This is a genomic window from Acinetobacter sp. YH01005, from assembly GCF_013420465.1.
In the GTDB taxonomy this organism is placed as follows: Bacteria; Pseudomonadota; Gammaproteobacteria; order Pseudomonadales; family Moraxellaceae; genus Acinetobacter; species Acinetobacter amyesii.
This window is the reverse complement of sequence record NZ_VOYA01000005.1, coordinates 210,051-230,586: the sequence shown is the minus strand read 5'-3', so window position 1 is coordinate 230,586 and position 20,536 is coordinate 210,051. Positions and strand designations below refer to the sequence as shown.

At 40.7% G+C, this 20,536-nt stretch carries 17 protein-coding genes and 1 tRNA gene; 7 read left to right on the top strand and 11 right to left on the bottom strand.

The window, feature by feature from the left end; all coding sequences use genetic code 11:
- Positions 1-15 precede the first annotated feature (15 nt).
- The 4 genes from mutS (at position 16) to FTT72_RS05130 (ending at position 5,013) form a co-directional block, all read left to right on the top strand.
- On the top strand, positions 16-2,646 hold the full coding sequence (gene mutS, locus FTT72_RS05145; protein WP_180177968.1) for a DNA mismatch repair protein MutS: 2,631 nt from the start codon (positions 16-18) through the stop codon (positions 2,644-2,646).
- Positions 2,647-3,031: 385 nt separating this feature from the next.
- Complete coding sequence (gene fdxA, locus FTT72_RS05140; RefSeq protein ID WP_004651686.1) at positions 3,032-3,355, top strand: ferredoxin FdxA; 324 nt, start codon at positions 3,032-3,034, stop codon at positions 3,353-3,355.
- Positions 3,356-3,493: 138 nt separating this feature from the next.
- Positions 3,494-4,216 carry a D-Ala-D-Ala carboxypeptidase family metallohydrolase gene (locus tag FTT72_RS05135; protein ID WP_078188751.1) on the top strand — a complete coding sequence of 241 codons (723 nt, stop codon included), beginning with the start codon at positions 3,494-3,496 and terminating at the stop codon, positions 4,214-4,216.
- 131 nt (positions 4,217-4,347) lie between these two features.
- Positions 4,348-5,013, top strand: a complete 666-nt coding sequence (locus FTT72_RS05130; protein WP_168377631.1) for an O-methyltransferase — start codon at positions 4,348-4,350, stop codon at positions 5,011-5,013.
- A gap of 166 nt (positions 5,014-5,179) precedes the next feature.
- Here FTT72_RS05130 and FTT72_RS05125 read toward each other — a convergent pair whose 3' ends face one another.
- The 11 genes from FTT72_RS05125 to FTT72_RS05075 all read right to left on the bottom strand — a co-directional run bounded on the left by FTT72_RS05125 (position 5,180) and on the right by FTT72_RS05075 (position 15,870).
- On the bottom strand, positions 5,180-6,022 hold the full coding sequence (locus FTT72_RS05125; RefSeq protein WP_180109141.1) for a universal stress protein: 843 nt from the start codon (positions 6,020-6,022) through the stop codon (positions 5,180-5,182).
- A gap of 130 nt (positions 6,023-6,152) precedes the next feature.
- Positions 6,153-6,770, bottom strand: a complete 618-nt coding sequence (locus FTT72_RS05120; RefSeq protein ID WP_180177967.1) for an acyltransferase — start codon at positions 6,768-6,770, stop codon at positions 6,153-6,155.
- A complete protein-coding gene (locus tag FTT72_RS05115; RefSeq protein WP_180177966.1) occupies positions 6,763-7,362 on the bottom strand; it encodes a YigZ family protein in 600 nt (199 codons plus the stop codon). The genes FTT72_RS05120 and FTT72_RS05115 overlap by 8 nt, the downstream gene beginning before the upstream one ends.
- A 102-nt stretch (positions 7,363-7,464) precedes the next feature.
- The gene (locus FTT72_RS05110) at positions 7,465-8,655 is read right to left on the bottom strand and encodes an HlyD family type I secretion periplasmic adaptor subunit (protein WP_078193562.1); all 1,191 of its coding nucleotides are present in this window, start codon (positions 8,653-8,655) and stop codon (positions 7,465-7,467) included.
- A gap of 3 nt (positions 8,656-8,658) precedes the next feature.
- Positions 8,659-10,785, bottom strand: coding sequence for a type I secretion system permease/ATPase (locus FTT72_RS05105; RefSeq protein WP_180177965.1), 2,127 nt, complete (start codon positions 10,783-10,785; stop codon positions 8,659-8,661).
- Entirely contained in the window at positions 10,782-12,305 is a 1,524-nt protein-coding gene (locus FTT72_RS05100; RefSeq protein WP_180177973.1) for a TolC family protein, read from the bottom strand. The genes FTT72_RS05105 and FTT72_RS05100 overlap by 4 nt, the downstream gene beginning before the upstream one ends.
- 166 nt (positions 12,306-12,471) lie before the next feature.
- Complete coding sequence (gene lptB, locus FTT72_RS05095) at positions 12,472-13,215, bottom strand: LPS export ABC transporter ATP-binding protein (protein WP_180177964.1); 744 nt, start codon at positions 13,213-13,215, stop codon at positions 12,472-12,474.
- Entirely contained in the window at positions 13,215-13,781 is a 567-nt protein-coding gene (lptA, locus tag FTT72_RS05090) for a lipopolysaccharide transport periplasmic protein LptA (RefSeq protein WP_111883783.1), read from the bottom strand. Before lptA ends, lptB begins: the two co-directional genes overlap by 1 nt.
- Entirely contained in the window at positions 13,771-14,313 is a 543-nt protein-coding gene (gene lptC / locus FTT72_RS05085) for an LPS export ABC transporter periplasmic protein LptC (RefSeq protein ID WP_078188761.1), read from the bottom strand. The genes lptA and lptC overlap by 11 nt, the downstream gene beginning before the upstream one ends.
- Before the next feature lie 35 nt (positions 14,314-14,348).
- Entirely contained in the window at positions 14,349-14,888 is a 540-nt protein-coding gene (locus FTT72_RS05080) for an HAD family hydrolase (protein ID WP_078188762.1), read from the bottom strand.
- A gap of 4 nt (positions 14,889-14,892) precedes the next feature.
- Positions 14,893-15,870, bottom strand: coding sequence for an SIS domain-containing protein (locus FTT72_RS05075; protein ID WP_078193567.1), 978 nt, complete (start codon positions 15,868-15,870; stop codon positions 14,893-14,895).
- Between the two features lie 355 nt (positions 15,871-16,225).
- Here FTT72_RS05075 and cysS point away from each other — a divergent pair, with 355 nt between their 5' ends.
- From cysS to FTT72_RS05060, 3 genes are all read left to right on the top strand, one after another.
- Positions 16,226-17,647 (top strand): cysteine--tRNA ligase, encoded by a 1,422-nt coding sequence (gene cysS, locus FTT72_RS05070; RefSeq protein WP_180177963.1) that lies wholly within the window; start codon positions 16,226-16,228, stop codon positions 17,645-17,647.
- Between the two features lie 62 nt (positions 17,648-17,709).
- A tRNA-Gly gene (locus tag FTT72_RS05065) sits at positions 17,710-17,785 on the top strand.
- Between the two features lie 587 nt (positions 17,786-18,372).
- Positions 18,373-20,472: a TonB-dependent siderophore receptor gene (locus tag FTT72_RS05060; protein WP_180177962.1), complete on the top strand. Its 2,100-nt coding sequence runs from the start codon at positions 18,373-18,375 to the stop codon at positions 20,470-20,472.
- Positions 20,473-20,536: the final 64 nt, after the last annotated feature.

Below are 20,536 nucleotides of genomic sequence, written 5' to 3'. Positions count from 1 at the left end.
AGGTATTTTTATTAGATGAACATAGAAAATTCAAGTATTGATCTATCATCACTTACACCTATGATGCAACAGTACATGTCAGTCAAAATGCAAAATCCGCATTCACTGATGTTTTATCGGATGGGTGATTTTTATGAGCTCTTTTTTGAAGATGCGCATAAAGCAGTAAAACTTTTAGGAATTACACTAACACATCGTGGTAAAGCCAATGGTGAGCCTATTCCTATGGCGGGAGTCCCGTACCATGCAGCTGAAGGCTACTTAGCCCGCCTTGTAAAAAAAGGTGAAACGGTGGTGATCTGCGAGCAAATTGGTGAGGTAACAGGTAAAGGTCCAGTTGAGCGCGGCATTGTTCGTATCATTACCCCGGGGACATTAACGGATGATGCACTAATTGCCTCTCATCAAAGTTCAAATTTAGTCGCGATCTGCTTACAACAAAATCAGATCGGGATTGCTTTACTAGACCTCAGTGCAGGTATTTTCAAAGTTCAGCAAATGGACTATCAGCTGGAACAATTAGCAATCGAACTTTCACGTTTAATGCCGAGCGAAATTTTGATTGATGAAGATCTTATTGATCCGAATATTGTCGAACAAATTAAACGTCAATTAGACTGCCCTGTCACTAAACGTCCAAACGTCGACTTCAATTTAAATAACGCACAAAAAACGCTGTGTGACCAATTTGCAGTTGCCACACTTTCAGGTTTTGGTATTGACCATTTACCTTTGGCGAAAGCTGCCGCAGCGGCTTTGATTCACTATGCAAAAGTGACTCAAAAAACTGCTTTACCACATATCCGCAGCATTCAACTCGAACAAAGTAGTGATTTTGTGGCGCTCGACCCCGTCACTCGTCGTAACTTAGAACTGATTGATCCCCTATTTGAACATGGTACTTCCCTGTTCCAACTAATCAATGATTGCCAAACTGCGATGGGTGGCCGTCTATTAAGTCGTACCTTAATGCAGCCTTTACGAGATACCGCTTTATTGGATGCACGTTTAGATGCATCACAAGCGATGCTGCAAGGCTATCATGAGTCTCCGATCCGCTTAGTTCTCAAAGAAATTGGTGATATTGAACGAGTGCTATCTCGTGTAGCGCTCGGCAGTGCTCGTCCACGAGACCTAGTTCAGTTACGTCAAACTTGTGCACAAATTCCCTATCTTCGACATGCACTTGAACCGATCATTCAGTCACACCAATCTAAGCTGATCGCTCAGTTAAATGATGAAATGGGTGATTTTCACGGCTTACATGAGCGTCTCATGTCTGCCATCGTAGAAAACCCGCCAGTGCTTTTACGTGATGGAAATGTGATTGCCGAGGGTTTCGACACTGAACTTGATGAACTACGTAAAATTCGTGACCATGCGGGACAATTCCTCATTGATCTTGAAATTAAAGAGCGTGAACAAACCGGAATTTCAACCTTAAAAATTGGTTATAACCGAGTTAGTGGCTACTATATTGAACTAACACGCGCTCAAGCTGAGCAAGCGCCTGATCATTATATTCGCCGCCAAACCCTAAAAAATGCGGAACGCTACATTACCCCTGAGCTGAAATCTTTTGAAGATAAAGTGCTTTCGAGTGAGTCACGTGCATTAGCGCGCGAAAAAATGCTCTTTGAGCTATTACTTGATGAGTTACGTGCAGATATTGGCAACTTACAAATGATGAGCGCCGCTATAGCGCAAATTGATTTACTGGCTAATTTTGCCCATCAAGCTCGATTACGAAATTGGTCACGTCCTGAATATAGCCCTGAAGTCGGGATCAAAATCAAAGCCGGTCGTCACCCAGTTGTGGAATCTCTGAGCAAATCAGCATTTACTCCAAATGATACTAGTTTGGACTTTAATCACCGCATGGCGATTATCACAGGGCCAAATATGGGCGGTAAATCGACCTTTATGCGCCAAACTGCTTTAATCAGCTTATTGGCCTACTGTGGTAGCTTTGTCCCTGCCCAATCTGCCATTTTAGGGCCGATCGACCGGATATTTACCCGTATAGGATCTGCAGACGACTTGTCTACTGGTAAATCCACCTTCATGGTGGAAATGACTGAAACCTCTCAGATTCTTCATCATGCAACCAATCAATCACTGGTACTGATGGATGAAGTTGGGCGTGGTACGAGTACCTATGACGGCTTATCTTTGGCCTGGGCATGTGTACTCGATCTCACCCGTCGCATTAAATGTTTATGCCTATTTGCAACACATTATTTTGAGCTAACCGAGTTAGGCAAAGACGCCAATATTGATAACTATCATGTCACTGCCCGTGAGCTAAATGGCAACCTGATCTTACTGCATAAAGTTCAACAAGGTCCTGCGAGTCAAAGTCATGGTCTACAAGTGGCAAAGCTTGCAGGTATTCCTGCGGCAGTGATCAAAGAAGCGCAAAATCGCCTTCGTATATTAGAAACTCAGCAAAAACAGCAACTCAATACGGCAGTACAAACCGATCTATTTTCGGCACTCACAGAGCCTGAAGTCATCGAACGCGTGGTGGAAGTTGAAAAAACATCGCCCGTACTTGATGCCTTAGCAGATATTGATATCGATAACTTAAGTCCACGTGAAGCATTACAACAGCTTTACGCTTTAAAGGATTTACTTAAGATCTAAATTGAGCAGAAGCGATAGATGAGATATGCAAAGAACACCAATGAAGGTGTTCTTTGCATTGACACCATTCAAATGTGTAACTTAGTGAATGTTTGCTATTTACTACTGCGGCTATTCAGCAATAAATTGATAAAAAATTAATGTTCTAAAATGTTTCATGCTTAAAATGCACATAAAAATATTGTTCGATAAACAGATGTAATTTAATTAGTTTTTGAGTATGATTCTCATTCATTGTGAAATTTACATAAATTGTTCAGTTTTTAGTGATTTTAACAGCACTGCATATAATAATTATCAATAAAAGGAATTGTTAGTTACCCTATTTTTTGCCTAAAATACACCATTAGTTTATTAGAACCATATTTTTTAGGTAGCTGTCGCCATGACCTTTGTTGTCACTGAAAACTGTATTAAATGTAAATATCAAGACTGCGTAGAAGTTTGCCCTGTTGACTGTTTCTATGAAGGTCCAAACTTCCTTGTTATTAATCCAGATGAATGTATCGACTGTGCGCTATGTGAACCTGAGTGTCCAGCTAACGCGATTTTCTCTGAAGATGAGTTACCTGAAGGTCAAGAAGTATTTATCGAACTTAATACTGAACTTTCTCAAAAATGGCCGAACATCACTCAAATTGGTGATCAACCTGCCGACCGTGAAGAGTGGAACGGTAAAGCTGATAAATTACAATATCTTGAAAAGTAATTTTACGCTTTCATGAAAAGATCAGCACATGCTGATCTTTTTTTATACTTAAAGCACACATTTCATTGCAAATTATTCAAATTTTCTCAATCAAATTGGATTAAAATAGAACGAGTTTATAAATAATTGATTTCTATAATGAAGCATTTACTCAAGGGATTATTGTCCGTTGCAATATTCCCTCTTGTTTTCATTGGTTGTACAACTACACCACAAAAACAAGGTCACACTATTACAACTCCCGACGGTAAACGTATTTACATACCTCAAGAAAAAGTGACGACCATCAGACAAGCCCCGCCTAAAGTGGTGCCTTATGCCTACAATTCGTGGGTCGCGTCTGTCGATAATTTACGTCGCGTTCGAGACTATGAAGTCTTTTTAGAGAAAAATGGTGTAGGCAATATCATTCCTTCATTTGAGTTGATGCGTACTGCACGTGACTGGCAAAAATGTGGTCGCTCAGAATATATGGTACCTAACCGTGAATTATGGCAAAACCAAATTGCAACCTTACGTGTCTTTAAATATTTAGTAGCTGCCAATATCTTAACGGACTTTGAAGTGACATCGGTTTATCGTGATTTGCCTTTGAACCAGTGTGCCGGTGGTGCAAGTTCATCTCGTCACCTATATAACTCGGCGATTGATTTCCGTATTGGACCTGCGTATCCACAGCCCGAAGACTATAGTTATATTGAAAATACCAAGTTCCGTTTATGCCAATTTTGGTCACAACATGGGCAAAGCCTCAATATGGGCCTAGGTCTATATGCCAGCGGACAAATTCATATTGATACTCAAGGCTACCGTACTTGGGGGCCTGATCACTCAAGTCGTTCATCAATGTGTAATTACTAAAACATTACATTGTCATACCAAGACCTCTTCGGAGGTCTTTTTTGTGCATAAAGTATACAAATACAGAACAATAAATTGCGATGTTAGTGGAAAGGTTTAAAATGCTTGCATCAATCACGAGGTGCGACAACATGCAACAAATGTGGACAGACATTGATGCTTACATCGATTCACATTTAATTCCTGAAGATCCAATACTGACTCAAACACTTCAACATACAGATGAACGTGGCTTTCCAGATCATCTTGCTGTAGCGGCCAATCAAGGCATGCTGCTACAAATGTTAATCCAAATGAACAAGTGTAAACGCGTTTTAGAACTTGGAACTTTTGCAGCCTACAGCACCATGTGGTTAGCACGTGCCTTACCTGAAGATGGTTATATTCTGACCATTGAAGGTCGTGATACACATGCTGCCCTTGGTCAAGAAAATATTGATAATGCAAAGCTTGCACAAACGATTGAACTAAAATGTGGTCGCGCGGCAGATATTTTACGTGCCCTTCCTGAAGATACCGAAGCTTTTGACTTTATTTTTGTCGATGCAGACAAACAGAGCTACCCTGAATATTTAGAATTAAGCCTAAATTTATCTCATTCAGGTACAGTGATTGTTTTAGACAATGTGATTCGTGCAGGTGAGATTCTGAATGCTGAAAACCATAAACCAAGCATTGAAGGTATTCGTGATATGTTCAAAGCTATGCAAAATCATCCGAAAATTTTATCCTGCACGGCACTTCAAACTGTAGGTTGTAAAGGTCATGATGGTTTTGCAATTGCAATCGTTAAATAATCTTAATCGAGGTGTTTTTTAGACATCTTGAGTAAAGGTATAAAAAATAATCAATACAGTATTTTATTTTCAAAACAATTACTTATAAACACTGCACACAGAGTTATCCACAATTTATGAGGATAACTCTGATTGTTTTTAAATCAACTCTGTTCGTTTGCTCAACTTATTTTACAACCAACAGTGGCACACTCGAATTTCTGAAAATACTGGTGGTAATACTGCCCAAGAAGAACTGATGGATTTTACTGTGACTAAACGCCCCGAGTACGATTAACTGAATGCCATGCTCTTGTTGATAGTCCAGAATATTTTCCGAAACATCGCCATAGCGGTATTCCGTCACCACATCGAGCCCCGTATTGGTTAAATAATTTTTTGGATCATCCAAGATTTGTGGGTGATCTCCAACATAGACCAAATGACATTGTAAAAGTTTGAGTAGGTCACTTTGTGCCACACGCTTCATTAACTCAACGCATTTAGGCGAATATTCATAGGCAAAAATAAAACGAGTCGGTGGTTTAAACGTTGGCCCTACAGTCATAACTGTACAACTTGCACCACGTATAAAGTTTTCAACATTACTACCAAGCGGCTTATTGCGCTCTGCTGAACGTTCACCCACGCGACCAATTAAAACAATATCGTCATCTTGCAACACATTAAAACTTTGCTCTAAGAAGTCGCCCTTTTCCTGAATATGGGTGGTTTGAATACCATGCTTATCTTGGATCATTTCAGAAATGTGTTTGAGCAAGTTATTACTATAATCTAACGCTAAATCACTTTGTTTTTGTTCTAACTCCGCGAGTTCTTTCAAGAGCATAGCATTACTTTCAAACCCAATCACTCCACTGATTTCACCTAAGTGATAACTTGCCGGATAGTAATCAAGTATTTGCAGTAAAACCAACTCACGGTGAGTTTGTTTAGCAACCCAAGCAGCAGCATCAGCTAGTGCATTAATGCATGGAGAAGAGTCGATACAGGCGATAACTCGTTTCATGATTAGCCCTCGTTTTATTATTGCTTGGCTATAAAATGTTGTTTGTTATTTTTAACTTATCACAACTCTGTTTCACTGTGCATGCATTTGTGTAAGCATAAAAAATATTTATGACCTATTTGGCGATTATTTATTCGCGATATCGAATGAGTTTTGCAGGATTTCCCGCAATGATTGCGCGCGCTTCGACATTTTTCGTCACCATACTGTTCATGCCGACTACAGCCTGCTCAGCAATGTGAATGCCATCCTTGATTCCAACATGCGCACCTAGCCAAACATCACGCTCTATCTCAATCCCTTGTGATCGTACAGCCTGCTGATAGATCGGTTGATTGACATCCATTCCATGATCAAAAGCGTATAAATGGCAATATGCCGCTATACGAACCTGATCGTGAATTTTGATGCCCACTCGCCCACCATCTAAAATACAGTGATGATTGATAGCCACTTCATTCCCTATTTCTATTGGGCCATGCAGGGTGCAATCTGCAGCGATAAAGCTGTTATCTCCAATGACAATCTTACGTCCCGGTTCAGCAAAAATATGAGCCAATGGCGATATAAAACAATTTTCACCAATTTCCACAGTTTCCATCGATTTGAGATAGTCTTGATATTCGTGTTGCCAAGCTTCAGCCCAACCACGATTTTTCGGTTTGAGTGACCAATACAACCAAGGCATATAATTCAGACGATGCTTATGTTGCTCTCGATATTTCAATAATGGATCTATTTCATTCACCTTCAGCAGCCTCGATGATATGCAATTGTTCACGTCCGCGAGTTATATCCTGAATTTTTAACTGTAGCGGTTGGATTTGATGAATTTGCAATGATGTAAGTACATTTACGCCCTGCGCTGTATAGTCTTCCTGAAATTCAATTTGCTGCTGATTGAGTTCATATTGGAAAATTGCCCATTCATTAAACTGACAACTAAATTGCACTTTTTTCTTCTCAATGAGTTCAATTTTTTCAGCCTGCAACAGACATTGACCGGCACAGCCACCATAGGCGCGTACCAAGCCCCCAGTCCCGAGCTTAATTCCACCATACCAACGATTAACCAAGACCAACACGTTGGTTAGGTCATTCCCTTCTATGGTTGCTAGAATGGGCCGACCTGCTGTGCCTGAAGGCTCACCATCATCATTAAAACGTACGGTATGTCCAATTTTCCATGCCCAACACTGATGTGTTGTTGAGATATCCTTATTGGCTTCGAGAAATTCTTTAACGGCTTGTTCATTTTCCACAGGAACTGCGATGGCTTGAAAACAACTTTTTTTAATGTCTTCTTCATATTCAAACTGTGCGGCGAGTGTAAATGGCATAACGTCTTTAGATCCTGTATCAAAGGACATTATAGCGTTTTTTGAAAGACTTACATCCACAAAAAAGCCTCCAAAACTGGAGGCTTGATTGGCACTGCGTTATTAACGTTCGCGAAGTGCTTCTTTGGCTTTATTGAATGGCTTGATTAAATATTCAAGTACAGTTTTCGAGCCGGTACGGATATCAACTGTCGCCACCATACCCGGAGTGATACTAAAACTTTTACCTTCTTTATTGCTTAATTTATCACTATCTGTACGGATATAAACACGATAATAGAACTGATCTTGTTTCACTTCATCACGTAACGTATCTGGTGAAATGACGGTCACTTTACCTTTTAGACCACCATAGATCGAATAGTCATATGCCGTAATTTTCACTAAGGCTTCTTGACCCGGACGAATAAAAGCAATATCTCGTGGTGAAATACGTGCTTCTACCAAAAGCTGTTCATCCAAAGGTACAATGGTCATCAATTTACCATTTTGCGGAATCACACCGCCCAATGTCATCACATCAATCTCTTTGACCACACCACGAACTGGAGATTTAAAAACGGTACGGCTGAGTGTATCCGATTTGCCTTTCACCACTTGTTGCTGTGATTCAATATCAGTATTGGCTTTCGACAATTCTTCCCGTGATTTCACCAAATATTGGTTACGGACATCATTTAACTGATTTTGTAAGTCATTCGCTGAACGCTTTAAACGAAGTACTTCAACTTCACTTGCTGCACCCTTAGCAACTAAAGGTTCAGTCATGGCCAATTCTTGTTGAACCAATACCAAAGCTTGTTTTAAGCCGGCAACAGATTCTTCCAAGTTTGCACGACGTGAATGATATAAAGCGGTTTCTTCCTTCACTAAAGCTGGAATCTTTTGAACATCTTCAGGAAAGGTTAATGGTGTACCATTCACTTCTGCACGTAAACGTGCTGCTGTCGCACGTGATGCCACAAGTAAAGACTCGGTTTCACCAACATTTGATGCGAAGCGTGTTGGATCAAGTTGCGCAAGGACTTGACCTTGTTCAACAATTTGACCTTCCTTCACATTCAACTTGGTTAAAATCCCTCCCTCAAGCGACTGAACAATTTGTTCTTTCGAAGATGGAATCACTTTACCTGTCCCTGTAGAGACTTCTTCTAATTTAAACAACCAAGCCCAAACTAAAAGGATTGCCAGACCAATCGTAATAATCCAAATGATTAAACTCGATTTCGGTAATGGTGGCTCTTTAAAGCTGACTTTGGTCGAGCGTTGTATTTCTTGTTTATTTTCACTCATGATTTAAGCCCCAGCTACTTTTTTCTGAGCATTCTGATTCAGAATTTGATCACGAGGCCCATCCATGACAATTTTACCTTCATTCACCACAATAATGCGGTCAACCAACTCAAGTACCGCACGGCGATGTGTTGCCACCACCATAGTTCGGTTTTGTAAATAACCTTTTAAATGATCGATCAACTGCTTCTCAGATACGTCATCAATGGCTGCTGTAGGTTCATCAAGCAATAGAATATTGGGTTGACGAATCAATAAGCGTGCAAGCAACAAAGCTTGGCGTTGACCGCCAGAGAAGCCTACACCACCTTCTAAAATGATATGGTCTAGCCCTTCTTTTTTCTCTTGAACAAAGTGAATTGCACCCGTAATTTTCAGTACTTCAATCAATTGATCATCCGTAGCCAACGGAGCACCCAAGGTCAAGTTTTCACGAATCGTACCATAAAATAACTGTGCATTTTGGTTCAATAGCCCCATATCACGGCGTACATCTGCGGGGTCAATTAAAGACAGCTCAATCCCATCTAATTTAACTTTGCCTTGTACTGGCGTTTGCATACCCGATAACAATTGGAGTAGCGTCGACTTACCAGCACCGTTACGGCCCAAAATTGCGATTTTTTCTCCAGCCTTAATTTCCAGTTTTGGAATTAAAAGACTTGGACGTGGGTCATCTTCACCATACTTAAATGACACACCATTGAGTTCATAATGACCATTAATTGATGGTCGATGAATAAGATGAGAATAATCCGGTTGATCGACAGGTTTCTTCATGAGCTCATCCAGACCGGCTTTTGCCACTTTAGCCTGTTGTAAACGACCTAATACCCCTGCCAGTGCAGAAATCGGTGCCAACATTCGTGAAGACAAAATCGAACAAGCCACCAAAGCACCTGTGGTCATTTCACCTTTCATCACAGCAAAACAGCCGACAAGTACAACAATTGCAAACGTTAGACCCTGAATTTTTTGCGTCCATGCCGACATTAAGCCCACGATTTTACGTTGACGCATGCTGACATCAGCAGACACTTCATTCATGTGGTTCCATTGGTTTTGGAAACGTGATTCAGCACGAAGTAATTTGATATCTTCCATACCTTGCACAGATTCAACCAATAAGGCATTACGAATCGAAGACTCGCGCATACCCATTTGTGCAAGTTTAGCCAATGGTTTTTGCGCCAAAATCCCTGGAATAATCATCAAAGGAACCACCAACAGCATAACCCAAAATAGATTGCCGCCAATTAACCAGAAGATGAACAGGAACAAGAAAAAAAACGGTAAGTCGGCAATCGCAGTAACAGTCGTCGAGGTGACCATCTCACGCACGCCTTCTAATTCACGAATTTGTGAAATAAAAGTACCCGTTGATTTTGAGCGTTCGCTATTTTTAATTCTTAATGCATGACCAAACACACGATCTGAAATTTTCAAATCGGCACGTTTACCAATAATATCCGACAAATAAATTCGTGAAACACGTAATGCAAACTCAAATATCGCTGCAATTAACACCCCACCCGCGAGTACCCATAAGGTCGGCACAGATTGAGATGGAATGACACGGTCGTACACATTCATTGAGAATAAAATGGTGGCTAGGGCCAAGATATTTGCCATTAATGAAGCAAACATAATGTCTATATAACGTTTCCAGTCTTTTAAAACGATCGACCAGAACCAATTTTTTTCAAACGGCTTGATGTATTCATCAACACGTGCATCGGGTACAGATGACTCTGGGCGCAGAATATATATATTGCGAACGCCATGGCTCAATCGCTCAATAGAGAAGACTTGAGATAAACCTTCATCTCCGCTCAATTGGACACTGGCATTACCGTCTACGTCGATGCGTTCTACCACACCCACTTCACCACTGATAAACTCAACCAATACAGGTAAGCGCCATGGATTGAGCAGATTTATGTCGTATTTGTTTTTACGAACACTTAATCCAATTTGGCGTGCCATAACTGCGACCAGTTCATCGGCATTTTTGTGTTGATCCCAATCCAACTGCAACCGTATACGTTCTTCAGAGGGTTCAATTCGATAATGCTTTGCAATATTCAGAACCGCTTGCAGCCACGGTTGATAATTTATTGTATTACTCATGGCTGAACTTCAAACCCCTGAATAGATATATTATTAAGTTCATAAATATTTCGTGAACGCCCTGTCACTTGGATGTACTGTGCAAGTGCAGAGTAAATATCATATTGCGATGTCACAATTTCTTGTGCGGCACTATGTATGGCTTGCTCTGCATTCAGTAGATCGACAACCGTTCGAGTTCCTAATTTATATTGTTCTTGATACAGCTCTTTGGTTCTTACCGTTGTTTCACGGCGCTGCACCAATATCGACATTTGACGCTTTTTATTTTCGATTTGTTCACGAATCATTCGGACTTGATCAATCACATCCAAATACACTGTATTTACTTGTGCTTTTGCTGCTTCTTCTGCATAGCTTGCGGCACGTGTTTGCGCTGCAATTGCACCACCTTGGTAAAAATTACTGGTGGCTTCCAACATGATTGAATTATATAAACCATCATCTTCATCATTATTTGGATTACGGCCATTCACCGCCTGACTCAGACTGCCTTTGACATTGAGTGTTGGATAAGCACTTAATTTTGACTGTTGCTTTTGCAATTTGGCAATTTCAACCCCAGCCTGTGCTTTCATCATGCTCGGAATCATCTTGAAGTCCGGATCCTCATATAAAGCCGCTGCAGTTAAGATCCGATCAGGTATCACCCAATTGATCTGACTTACATCAAAACCTAACAAGGTACGAAGTCGCTGTTGGTACTGTCGAAGTTGAGTTTCTTGCACAATTAAATTTGATTCCGCAGCTTCTAAATTTGACTTGGCTTGAATAGGGTCTGCTTGACTACTGATCCCTGCGGTTGCACGTAAATTAGCAATCTCAGCAATCCGACTCACACCGGCAATTTGTTGCTGCGCAATTTTAGCCACTTCTTGATATCGTTTAATGTTGATAATTGCATTTGCAACATCAAAAGAAACTTCATCTAAATTTACAAGTACATTAGCCTGCTCTTGTAACATTTTTGCTTCTTCAATGCCTACTGCACTTTTGGTTTTACCAAAGTCATATAACATCTGCGTCGCATTTAAAGATACCAACTGACGTCCACGCTCGCCTTTAGTCAGATCTGCAGTGCTCAATCCACCTGAAATTTGGGGATAATATGCAGCATTCGCAAGGTCAATATTGGCGTTTTGCGATGCAACTGTAGCAATACTTTGCGTGATTTCTGGACGTCTTTGGACGGCGATATGTATCGCATCAATAAAACTTAGATTCTTCGCTACCGTGTTTGGATTATAGCTGCCTTGTTGCGTTCGACCATAAGCAACGGCTGGCATTTCTTGGACACGTGAGGTATCTAAATTATATTTACTGAGTTCTGTGATGTTAATTTTTTCGGCAGAAGGTTTCGGCTTATTAGGTAAAAAAATCTTATCTAATGTCTTTTGAATGGTACTTTGTGCAGTGCTAGTATCTGCTGCATACACTGAACCAATGGAAAAAGGTAATAATAATATACAAAAGAAATTGCACTTATTTTTACGCGGACGCCCAACTTCTGGACCATTCATCTTTCGTAATCGCATGATTTTTGCAGGTCGTATTTTTAGTTTAAAGTAGACTGAATTCTTGTTAATTTTTTAGATTAATCGCTCAGTTTTTGTCATTTCAGACAATAACATAAACCCGCTGAATGAAACTAGCGCCATTCAACGGGAAATTTCTTATTTTATTCAATTAAACAGTAAAATCATCACCAAGATAAACTTTACGTACCGTTTCATCTGCAAGCACTTCTTCTGGAGTACCTTCTGCAATCACTGAACCTTCGCTCACGATATAAGCATGCTCACAAATCGCAAGGGTTTCACGCACATTATGGTCTGTAATTAATACGCCAATACCACGATTTTTCAATGTTCGGATAATGTCTTTGATATCACCCACTGAAATAGGATCAACCCCTGCAAAAGGTTCATCGAGCAACATAAATTTAGGGTCTGCCGCTAACGCACGCGCGATTTCCGCACGACGACGCTCACCACCCGACACACTCATACCAAGAGAATCTTTGATGTGTGTGATTTTAAAGTCAGCAAGCAATTCCGTTAGACGTTGCTGACGTTGTTGCTTATTTAGATCTTTACGGGTTTCTAAAATCGACATGATATTTTCAGAAATCGTTAATTTTCTAAAGATAGATGCTTCTTGAGGTAGATAACCAATACCTTTACGTGCGCGCTCATGCATTGCCAAGTCAGACAAATCAAGATCATCTAAATGAATCTCACCTTTATCCATACGCACTAGACCAACAACCATATAGAAGCTTGTGGTTTTACCTGCACCATTTGGACCAAGTAAACCCACAATTTGACCACTTTGCATGCTAAAGGACACATCCTTTACCACCCAACGCTTACTGTAGTTTTTGGCTAAATGCTTAATACATAAAGTTTGAACTTGCGAGGTCTGCTCCATTAATCACGTGCTCCTGGGAAGGACTTAGTGCTTGACGGCGGAATCACGATTTGTACACGACCTGAAGAAGATCCAGATTTATTTGGCGTACCTTCAGCAACGATATCGCCTTTATTCATACTGTATTTCAAGCTATTACCACGAATACTTGCACCATCTTGTTGCAACAAAGCACCACCCGTCATGGTGATAATACCTGTTTCAGCATTGTAGACGATTTTCTGTGCTTGGCCTTTCGCATAGCCTTTGGCAGGGTCAGTTTTTTGTTGGAAATGTGCTGGCCCACCCGTTGCTGTAATCGTACTGATCTCTTTTTTGCTGTTTAAGTTCGCAACGATTGAGTTTGCCTGAAGCTTCATCGAACCCTGTTCAATGATGACATTACCGGTATACGTCGTAATCCCAGTTTTTTCATTAAACGTTGCACGATCGGCAACCAATGAAATCGGTTGATTACGGTCGGAAGGCAAAGCAAAAGCTGCAACTGAACATAACGCCAGTGAACCGAGTAGCGCTGTACGTTTTAGGAAAGTTTTTGCAGTTTTTCGATTAAAATTATGGTTCATACTTTCCTCGAATATTAAAAAATTCGTATTGACCGTCGTTTAAATTTGCTTTTAAACCTTGGCTGACAAATTCGGCTTGTGGTGAAATCACCGTTACAGTCTTGTCCGTTTCTATTTCACGCTGTTTTGGAAAAGCAGTTAGTTCCTCAGTACGAAACTCCATTTGCCCTTCACGCATCAATTTTGTCGCAACCACATTGTCACTCAGTACGACTTTTTGGTTATCGTCCATACCATTGGCTTGTTTGGCAAAGAACGTGGCATCGACAGCACCATCTTGATAGGTCGATGCTTTCAGATTGACCAAATGAGAAGTTTGCTTTTGCAAATCCTGCTCAAGTCGATCGACTTGCGCACGAATATGCAATTTTCCCTGCTCATCAGTCTGCGTCAGGTTAATGTTTTCAGCTGAGTAAGTCATACTTTTCGAAGAGTCCGCCTGAAGCTTATTACCCTTTCCACCGAAATAGTAAAAACCACCGCTTACTGCAGCAATGACCACAGCTGTCACGTATAAAACTTTAGTATCCATAAGCGGAGATTCAATCCAGTGACTGCATCAATTTATTAATAAGGTGCACTTGCATATTTTTCAAGTAGTTCCTGGTATACACCTTTAGAAACTAAAAGCATATCGCAGATTTCACGAACAGCACCACGTCCACCCATCGCCTGCGTAACAAGATCTGCACGGCGACGTACTTCTAAATGTCCATTTGGTACGGTCACTTTCATCCCCGCAATAGCGAAGGCTGAAAGATCGGGCCAGTCATCGCCCATATATAGGCAATCTGAAGGATCAATACCAAACTGTGCGCAGGCTTCAGTCAAGGCAACGCCTTTATCTTCACGACCTTGAAAAACCAAGTCCACACCTAAGTCAGACATGCGTTTTTCAACAATATTACTTTTACGGCCAGTAATAATGATGACTTTGATACCCGCTTTTTGCACCAACTTCATGCCTAAGCCATCACGAATATCAAAAGATTTGATTTCATCGCCGCTATTGGTCAACGTTACAAATCCATCACTTAAAATTCCATCTACATCCAGTACCAGTGCTTCTATGTGACGCGCTTGTTCTAGCAATACATACGATGCCATTTTCTTAATTTACCCCAGCCTGAATCAGATCATGCATGCTGATAATCCCAATCACTTTATTGACATCATCAACAACTACAAATTGTGTAATTTTCTTTTCGTTCATACGTTCTAAAGCATGTACCGCGCGTTCTTCTTGTGAAATGGTCAAAGGATTTTTAATCATCACTTCTGAGACTTTCATATTCACGTCAAAGCCTTGCTGTTTATCAATCAAACGACGTAAGTCACCGTCGGTAAATATACCCAATAAGGTATCGTTTTCATCGACAATCGTGGTAAGACCCAAACGTTTATTTGAAATTTCATACAGAACTTTATTCATTGGTGTCTCTGGCGACACTTTTGGTAAGTCTTCACCTGTATGCATAAGATGCTTTACATGCAATAACAAACGTTTACCCAACGCTCCAGCAGGATGAGAACGTGCGAAATCATCTGAGGTAAAGCCACGTGCATCCAATAATGCAACTGCAAGGGCATCACCTAAGGCTAATGTTGCAGTGGTACTTGAGGTCGGCGCTAGACCCAAGGGGCAAGCTTCTTGAATATTACCCAAGGTCAATGCGACATCGGCATTTTGTGGCATTGGGCCTTTATTGTCGCCACTCATGGTAATTAGAGGAATGCCCAAATGTTTGATCAATGGCATCAGCATCATAATTTCATCACTCTTACCTGAGTTTGAAATTGCAATGAGCACATCACCTTTAACCAACATGCCCAAATCACCATGTCCAGCTTCACCCGGATGCATGAAGAAAGATGGCGTACCTGTCGAGGCAAACGTAGCGGCCATTTTACGACCGATATGACCCGATTTACCCATACCAGTAATCACTAAACGCCCTTTGCACTGTAAAATGATTTCGCAGGCTTGGCTAAAACGATCATCTATTTGCGTCGCCAATACTTGTAAAGCATGCTCTTCAATACGCAAAGTTTCTAATGCGACTTTCTGAAAATCGACTTGATTCGGCATATTTGGTGGATTCAAAGTTGTTATACCTTAAGCCGTGAGAGGTGCGCTCTCACTTTCAAAATAAAAAATTTTCACAATTTTATCATATCTATGCAAATAGCACGTTTCCAAATGTATAAGAATTCATGAATTATGCAGAAAAGATGCATTTCTTCATTTTTATCTTACGGACAGATAAATCAAATTCAGTATTCGAATTAGATTCAGCCCGAACCCAATGAGCCTTCTACGCTATTTTTAGCAACGCAAAGACATCAATCATTAAAAAATATCTGCTTTTTTGGGTTTTAACTTTATGAAAAAAAATGCTTAGGTTAAGATGAGCCATCTTTTGGTAGAAACAATTTGAAGAGCTATGCAACCTTTTGTTCTATATAACTCAGAGCAACGTAAAAAAGTAGAATTTGTACCTCGTAAAGAAGGTCATATCGATATGTATGTCTGTGGAATGACCGTGTATGACTACTGTCATATTGGTCATGCTCGAGTTATGGTTGCATTCGACTACATTATCCGTTTCCTGCGCAGTCAGGGCTGGAACGTTAAATACGTTCGCAACATTACCGATATTGACGACAAAATCATTGCCCGTGCCAATGAAAATGGCGAAAGCATTACTGCTTTAACCGATCGCTTTATCAAGGCCATGAACGAAGATGCTGCCAATTTAGGTTGTGCAGCACCTGATGAAGCACCACGTGCAACAGACTATATCGATCAAATGCAGAATATGATTGGTAACTTAGTCAACAAAGGTACAGCATATCCATCTGCAAATGGCGATGTTTATTTTGAAGTTGAAAAGTTTGCCAAATATGGTCGTCTTTCGGGTCGTAAACTTGACGATATGCAGGCTGGTGCTTCTGAACGCGTTGATGTAGAAGTAGAAAAGAAACATCCTTTTGACTTCGTGCTTTGGAAACATGCCAAAGAAAATGAACCTTCTTGGGCTTCGCCTTGGGGCAATGGCCGTCCGGGCTGGCATATTGAATGTTCAGCGATGTCGACCTGCTGCTTAGGCAACCATTTTGATATTCATGGTGGCGGTTCAGACTTAACTTTCCCGCATCATGAAAATGAAATTGCGCAATCTGAGGCATCTACTGGCGAACAGTATGTTAATTACTGGATGCACGTCGGCTTTATTAATGTCGATGGCGAAAAAATGTCGAAGTCTTTAGGTAACTTCTTCACTATTCGTGATGTGATGGATAAATTCCACCCTGAAGTGATTCGCTTCTTTATTGTGTCATCACATTACCGTAGCCCAGTAAACTTCTCTGACACTGCTTTAAAAGAAGCGAAAAATACCCTTTCCCGTTTCTATCATTCATTTAAAGCTTATCAGCAAGTCTATGGTGAAAAAACCGTAGAAACTTTGGATGATGATTTAGTTGAGCGCTTTAATGCCGCTATGCGTGATGATTTCAACACCGCAGAAGCAATTGCGGTATTGTTTGAAGTCAACAAAGAATTGAACCGTGCCGTAAAAGATGAAAATGCTGAACAAGCGGCTGTGTATTATTCGACATTGCGTCACTTAACCAATATTTTAGGTTTGGTTCAGCATAATGTTGATGAATTCTTAAAATCAGATATTGGTCAGGAAGCTCTAGGTCTCTCTGAAGAGCAAATTGAAGATTTAATTCAACAACGTAAAGATGCGAAAAAGGCCAAAGAATTTGCCAAAGCAGATGAAATTCGTCAATCTTTATTAGATCAAGGTGTTGTCCTTGAAGATACTCGTCAAGGTACTATTTGGCGCCGTGCTGATTAATTAAGCAAACAGAAGCATAGAGAGTTGACAGTTGTGTGAAATTCTCTATAATTCACCTCATTGCGGGAATAGCTCAGTTGGTAGAGCATAACCTTGCCAAGGTTGGGGTCGGGAGTTCGAGTCTCCTTTCCCGCTCCAGAATACGAAAAACCCTCATCGAAAGATGAGGGTTTTTTTATGTCTCAATTTTTCTTCAACGGCTTATTTTTAGATTTATTTACTCATGTTATGCACATAAAAGTAATTTCGCATTTAGGGATTGAATAAAGAGATTAGCCTTCGGCTGGAGGTACTCTTACGAAACGTTGTTTTTCATTCGGCAAAATGAGATGCGAAGCTTCGCAAGGAAACCATCTTGCGGTGCAATGCACCTCACCAACAAAACTCGTTCACTACCGTCAAATTATTCAACGTATCGCAAAAACATTTTTGATTAGAAGTCGTCCTGTCTCAAACAATTGCGCATGACATTACCGCGTATCTTTATTATTTGAAGCAAAGTACGCTTCTGATGTTACTGCGTCACCTCAGTTATTTATTATATTGTAGCGACGTTTATAGGCCTTAATTTTCCCCAACGAATAAGGCTTCCCCTATTGCCACACGACCTTTCACCTACCTGTTAAAAAATAATCTGATGAAATGCTCATCTCGCCAATTTTCCTCAATTTTTCTCCATAATTTTCCGTTATTCTTTGCCAAAATTACATTTGGACAACCAAATAATGCACGGCGCGCACACTACACTCAAACTGACCAGCTTAAGTTACGCATTACTTACGATCTCAACATCAATTTGGGCCGCAGATACTGTTCAAAATCCGCAAGAATCTGTAGCAGTTCAGCAAATGGAAGCTTTAACATTTGAAGTTCCGACAGCAAGCACTAAGCCCAAAGACCCAGATATCAGTGCTGTCGCAAAAACCATTGTAAGCCGTGATGAAATGTTGAAATTTGGCGATCAGTCAATCAATGATGCGCTGCGTCGTGCTGCAGGGTTTCAACTCCCCGGTGCTGGTGGTGGTCCACGTGGTGGTGCAGGTGCTGGCGGCATGCGTTTTCGTGGTGGTGGCGCACCCGTGTTCTTAATCAATGGTGAACCTGTACAGGGTGGTCCTCGCGGCGGCATGTCAGTTGTTGATAGCATTACACCCGAAATGATCGAACGCCTTGAAATCACAAAACAACCGAGCGTCGCTCAAGGCTCGGTTGCATCATCTGCAGTCATCAATATTATTTTAAAAGAACCATTGAATGGCACGCGCTTGAGTGGATCTGTACGTGCTGGTTATGGCCTAACCAAATCAAATACACGTGAAGAAGAACGTACAAATTTAAACTTTCAAATGGATGGCCGCTCGGACCCTTGGATCTATAGTTTATCTGGGAGCCAAATGTGGAATGATTCAGATACACTCACCCGTACACAAGATGCAACAGGAACGAAAACCCAGAAACGCATCACCAATCGTACTTCACAGATGTTAACTCCTCGTGTTGAATATCAGCTTGATGATCAACAAAAACTGGTCGCTGAAATGTTTTATCGCAACAATGAAAGCGAAGGTTCAAGTGGCTCCCAAGTCCAAAAAGATAAAAATGACAGCATTCGTCTCAACACACGGTATGAGCGTAAAGACCAAGGAAATTCAGACAAAATTCGCTTATCTATCGAACAGCAAAATGAAACTGAATTGACAGAATTTAGAGATTCTCAATCGTATATTGACGAACAAATTAATGAATATGGCTTAGGCTACGACGGTGTCCGAAAGTTCGACTCAAAACGGCAAATAAAATTTGGTACCGACCTACGTAGCAATGAACTTGAAAGCAATATTGCAGAGACCTTAGATGAACAATTATATGCTGCATATGTCGAAGGTAGTTGGAGATATACGCAGCGCCAAACATTAACTTTAGGTGTACGCCAAGAGTGGATTGATCGTTCAGGTTTAGTGGATTATCAAGATCAGCATTTGAGTCCTGTATTAGCACACCGTTTTGACTTTAATGACCAATGGTCACTTCAAACCAATTTGAGTCAGGCTTTTAAAAACCCACGTAGCAATCAATTGATGCCGACTGTTTCAGTTTCTACAGATAGCGATGCAGGGACACTAAACAACCCTGACCGTGGTGGTAATCCTGACTTACGACCTGAAACTATTAATGCTTACGAAACAACCCTAGGCTATAACACCCCTGCTGGCGGCGTAAATATCACTGCTTATTATCGAGAAATTAATGACTATATCGAAAAATCGATCCTGTTAGAAAATGCTACAGGCGGTCGTTGCGAAACAGGAAATACCGATTGCCGTTTTGTCGAACGCCCATATAACCAAGACAGTGCAACTACTTATGGTGTAGAAATTGCTGGACGTTATGCACTGAAGCAAACGGAGAATGGCCATTCATTTATGTTGAATGCTCAGCTTTCAACTGTACGTGCAAAGATTGAAGAAGCTGACGGCTCTGATCGTTTGGCAAGCGATGTTGCACCTTATACCGCTAGTGCAGGTTTATCTTACAACTATCAACCGTGGCGTATTGCAACAAGTGTGAACCTCAATTACACCCCTGAATATACACGTGCACTGAGTAACGAACCGTACAATCGCACCAGCAATGAACGTGTTAACATGGATGTGAGTTTTACTAAACGCTTTGATCAAAATTGGTCTGCATCGGTGAATGCACGTAATATTCTCAGCTCAGATTATAAAGAAGTGTTAAAAGAACAAAGTTCTGGCGCGCTATACCAATCTCGTATCAATGAAGCAATTCCAAGCTTTATGTTTACCTTAGAAAAGAAATTCTAAACCGTTTCTAATAGACTTCTAAGAGATTCAATATAAAAAACCGATACGGATATGTATCGGTTTT

Coding starts and splice junctions, on each gene's coding strand:
- FTT72_RS05135 (WP_078188751.1), top strand. CDS start 3,494: ATGAAGCATTTACTCAAGGGATTATTGTCCGTTGCAATATTCCCTCTT.
- lptB (WP_180177964.1), bottom strand. CDS start 13,215: ATGGAGCAGACCTCGCAAGTTCAAACTTTATGTATTAAGCATTTAGCC.
- FTT72_RS05075 (WP_078193567.1), bottom strand. CDS start 15,870: ATGCCGAATCAAGTCGATTTTCAGAAAGTCGCATTAGAAACTTTGCGT.
- FTT72_RS05080 (WP_078188762.1), bottom strand. CDS start 14,888: ATGGCATCGTATGTATTGCTAGAACAAGCGCGTCACATAGAAGCACTG.
- FTT72_RS05125 (WP_180109141.1), bottom strand. CDS start 6,022: ATGAAACGAGTTATCGCCTGTATCGACTCTTCTCCATGCATTAATGCA.
- FTT72_RS05110 (WP_078193562.1), bottom strand. CDS start 8,655: ATGAGTGAAAATAAACAAGAAATACAACGCTCGACCAAAGTCAGCTTT.
- FTT72_RS05130 (WP_168377631.1), top strand. CDS start 4,348: ATGCAACAAATGTGGACAGACATTGATGCTTACATCGATTCACATTTA.
- fdxA (WP_004651686.1), top strand. CDS start 3,032: ATGACCTTTGTTGTCACTGAAAACTGTATTAAATGTAAATATCAAGAC.
- FTT72_RS05100 (WP_180177973.1), bottom strand. CDS start 12,305: ATGAATGGTCCAGAAGTTGGGCGTCCGCGTAAAAATAAGTGCAATTTC.
- lptC (WP_078188761.1), bottom strand. CDS start 14,313: ATGGATACTAAAGTTTTATACGTGACAGCTGTGGTCATTGCTGCAGTA.
- FTT72_RS05060 (WP_180177962.1), top strand. CDS start 18,373: ATGCACGGCGCGCACACTACACTCAAACTGACCAGCTTAAGTTACGCA.
- lptA (WP_111883783.1), bottom strand. CDS start 13,781: ATGAACCATAATTTTAATCGAAAAACTGCAAAAACTTTCCTAAAACGT.
- mutS (WP_180177968.1), top strand. CDS start 16: ATGAACATAGAAAATTCAAGTATTGATCTATCATCACTTACACCTATG.
- FTT72_RS05115 (WP_180177966.1), bottom strand. CDS start 7,362: ATGCCATTTACACTCGCCGCACAGTTTGAATATGAAGAAGACATTAAA.
- FTT72_RS05105 (WP_180177965.1), bottom strand. CDS start 10,785: ATGAGTAATACAATAAATTATCAACCGTGGCTGCAAGCGGTTCTGAAT.
- cysS (WP_180177963.1), top strand. CDS start 16,226: ATGCAACCTTTTGTTCTATATAACTCAGAGCAACGTAAAAAAGTAGAA.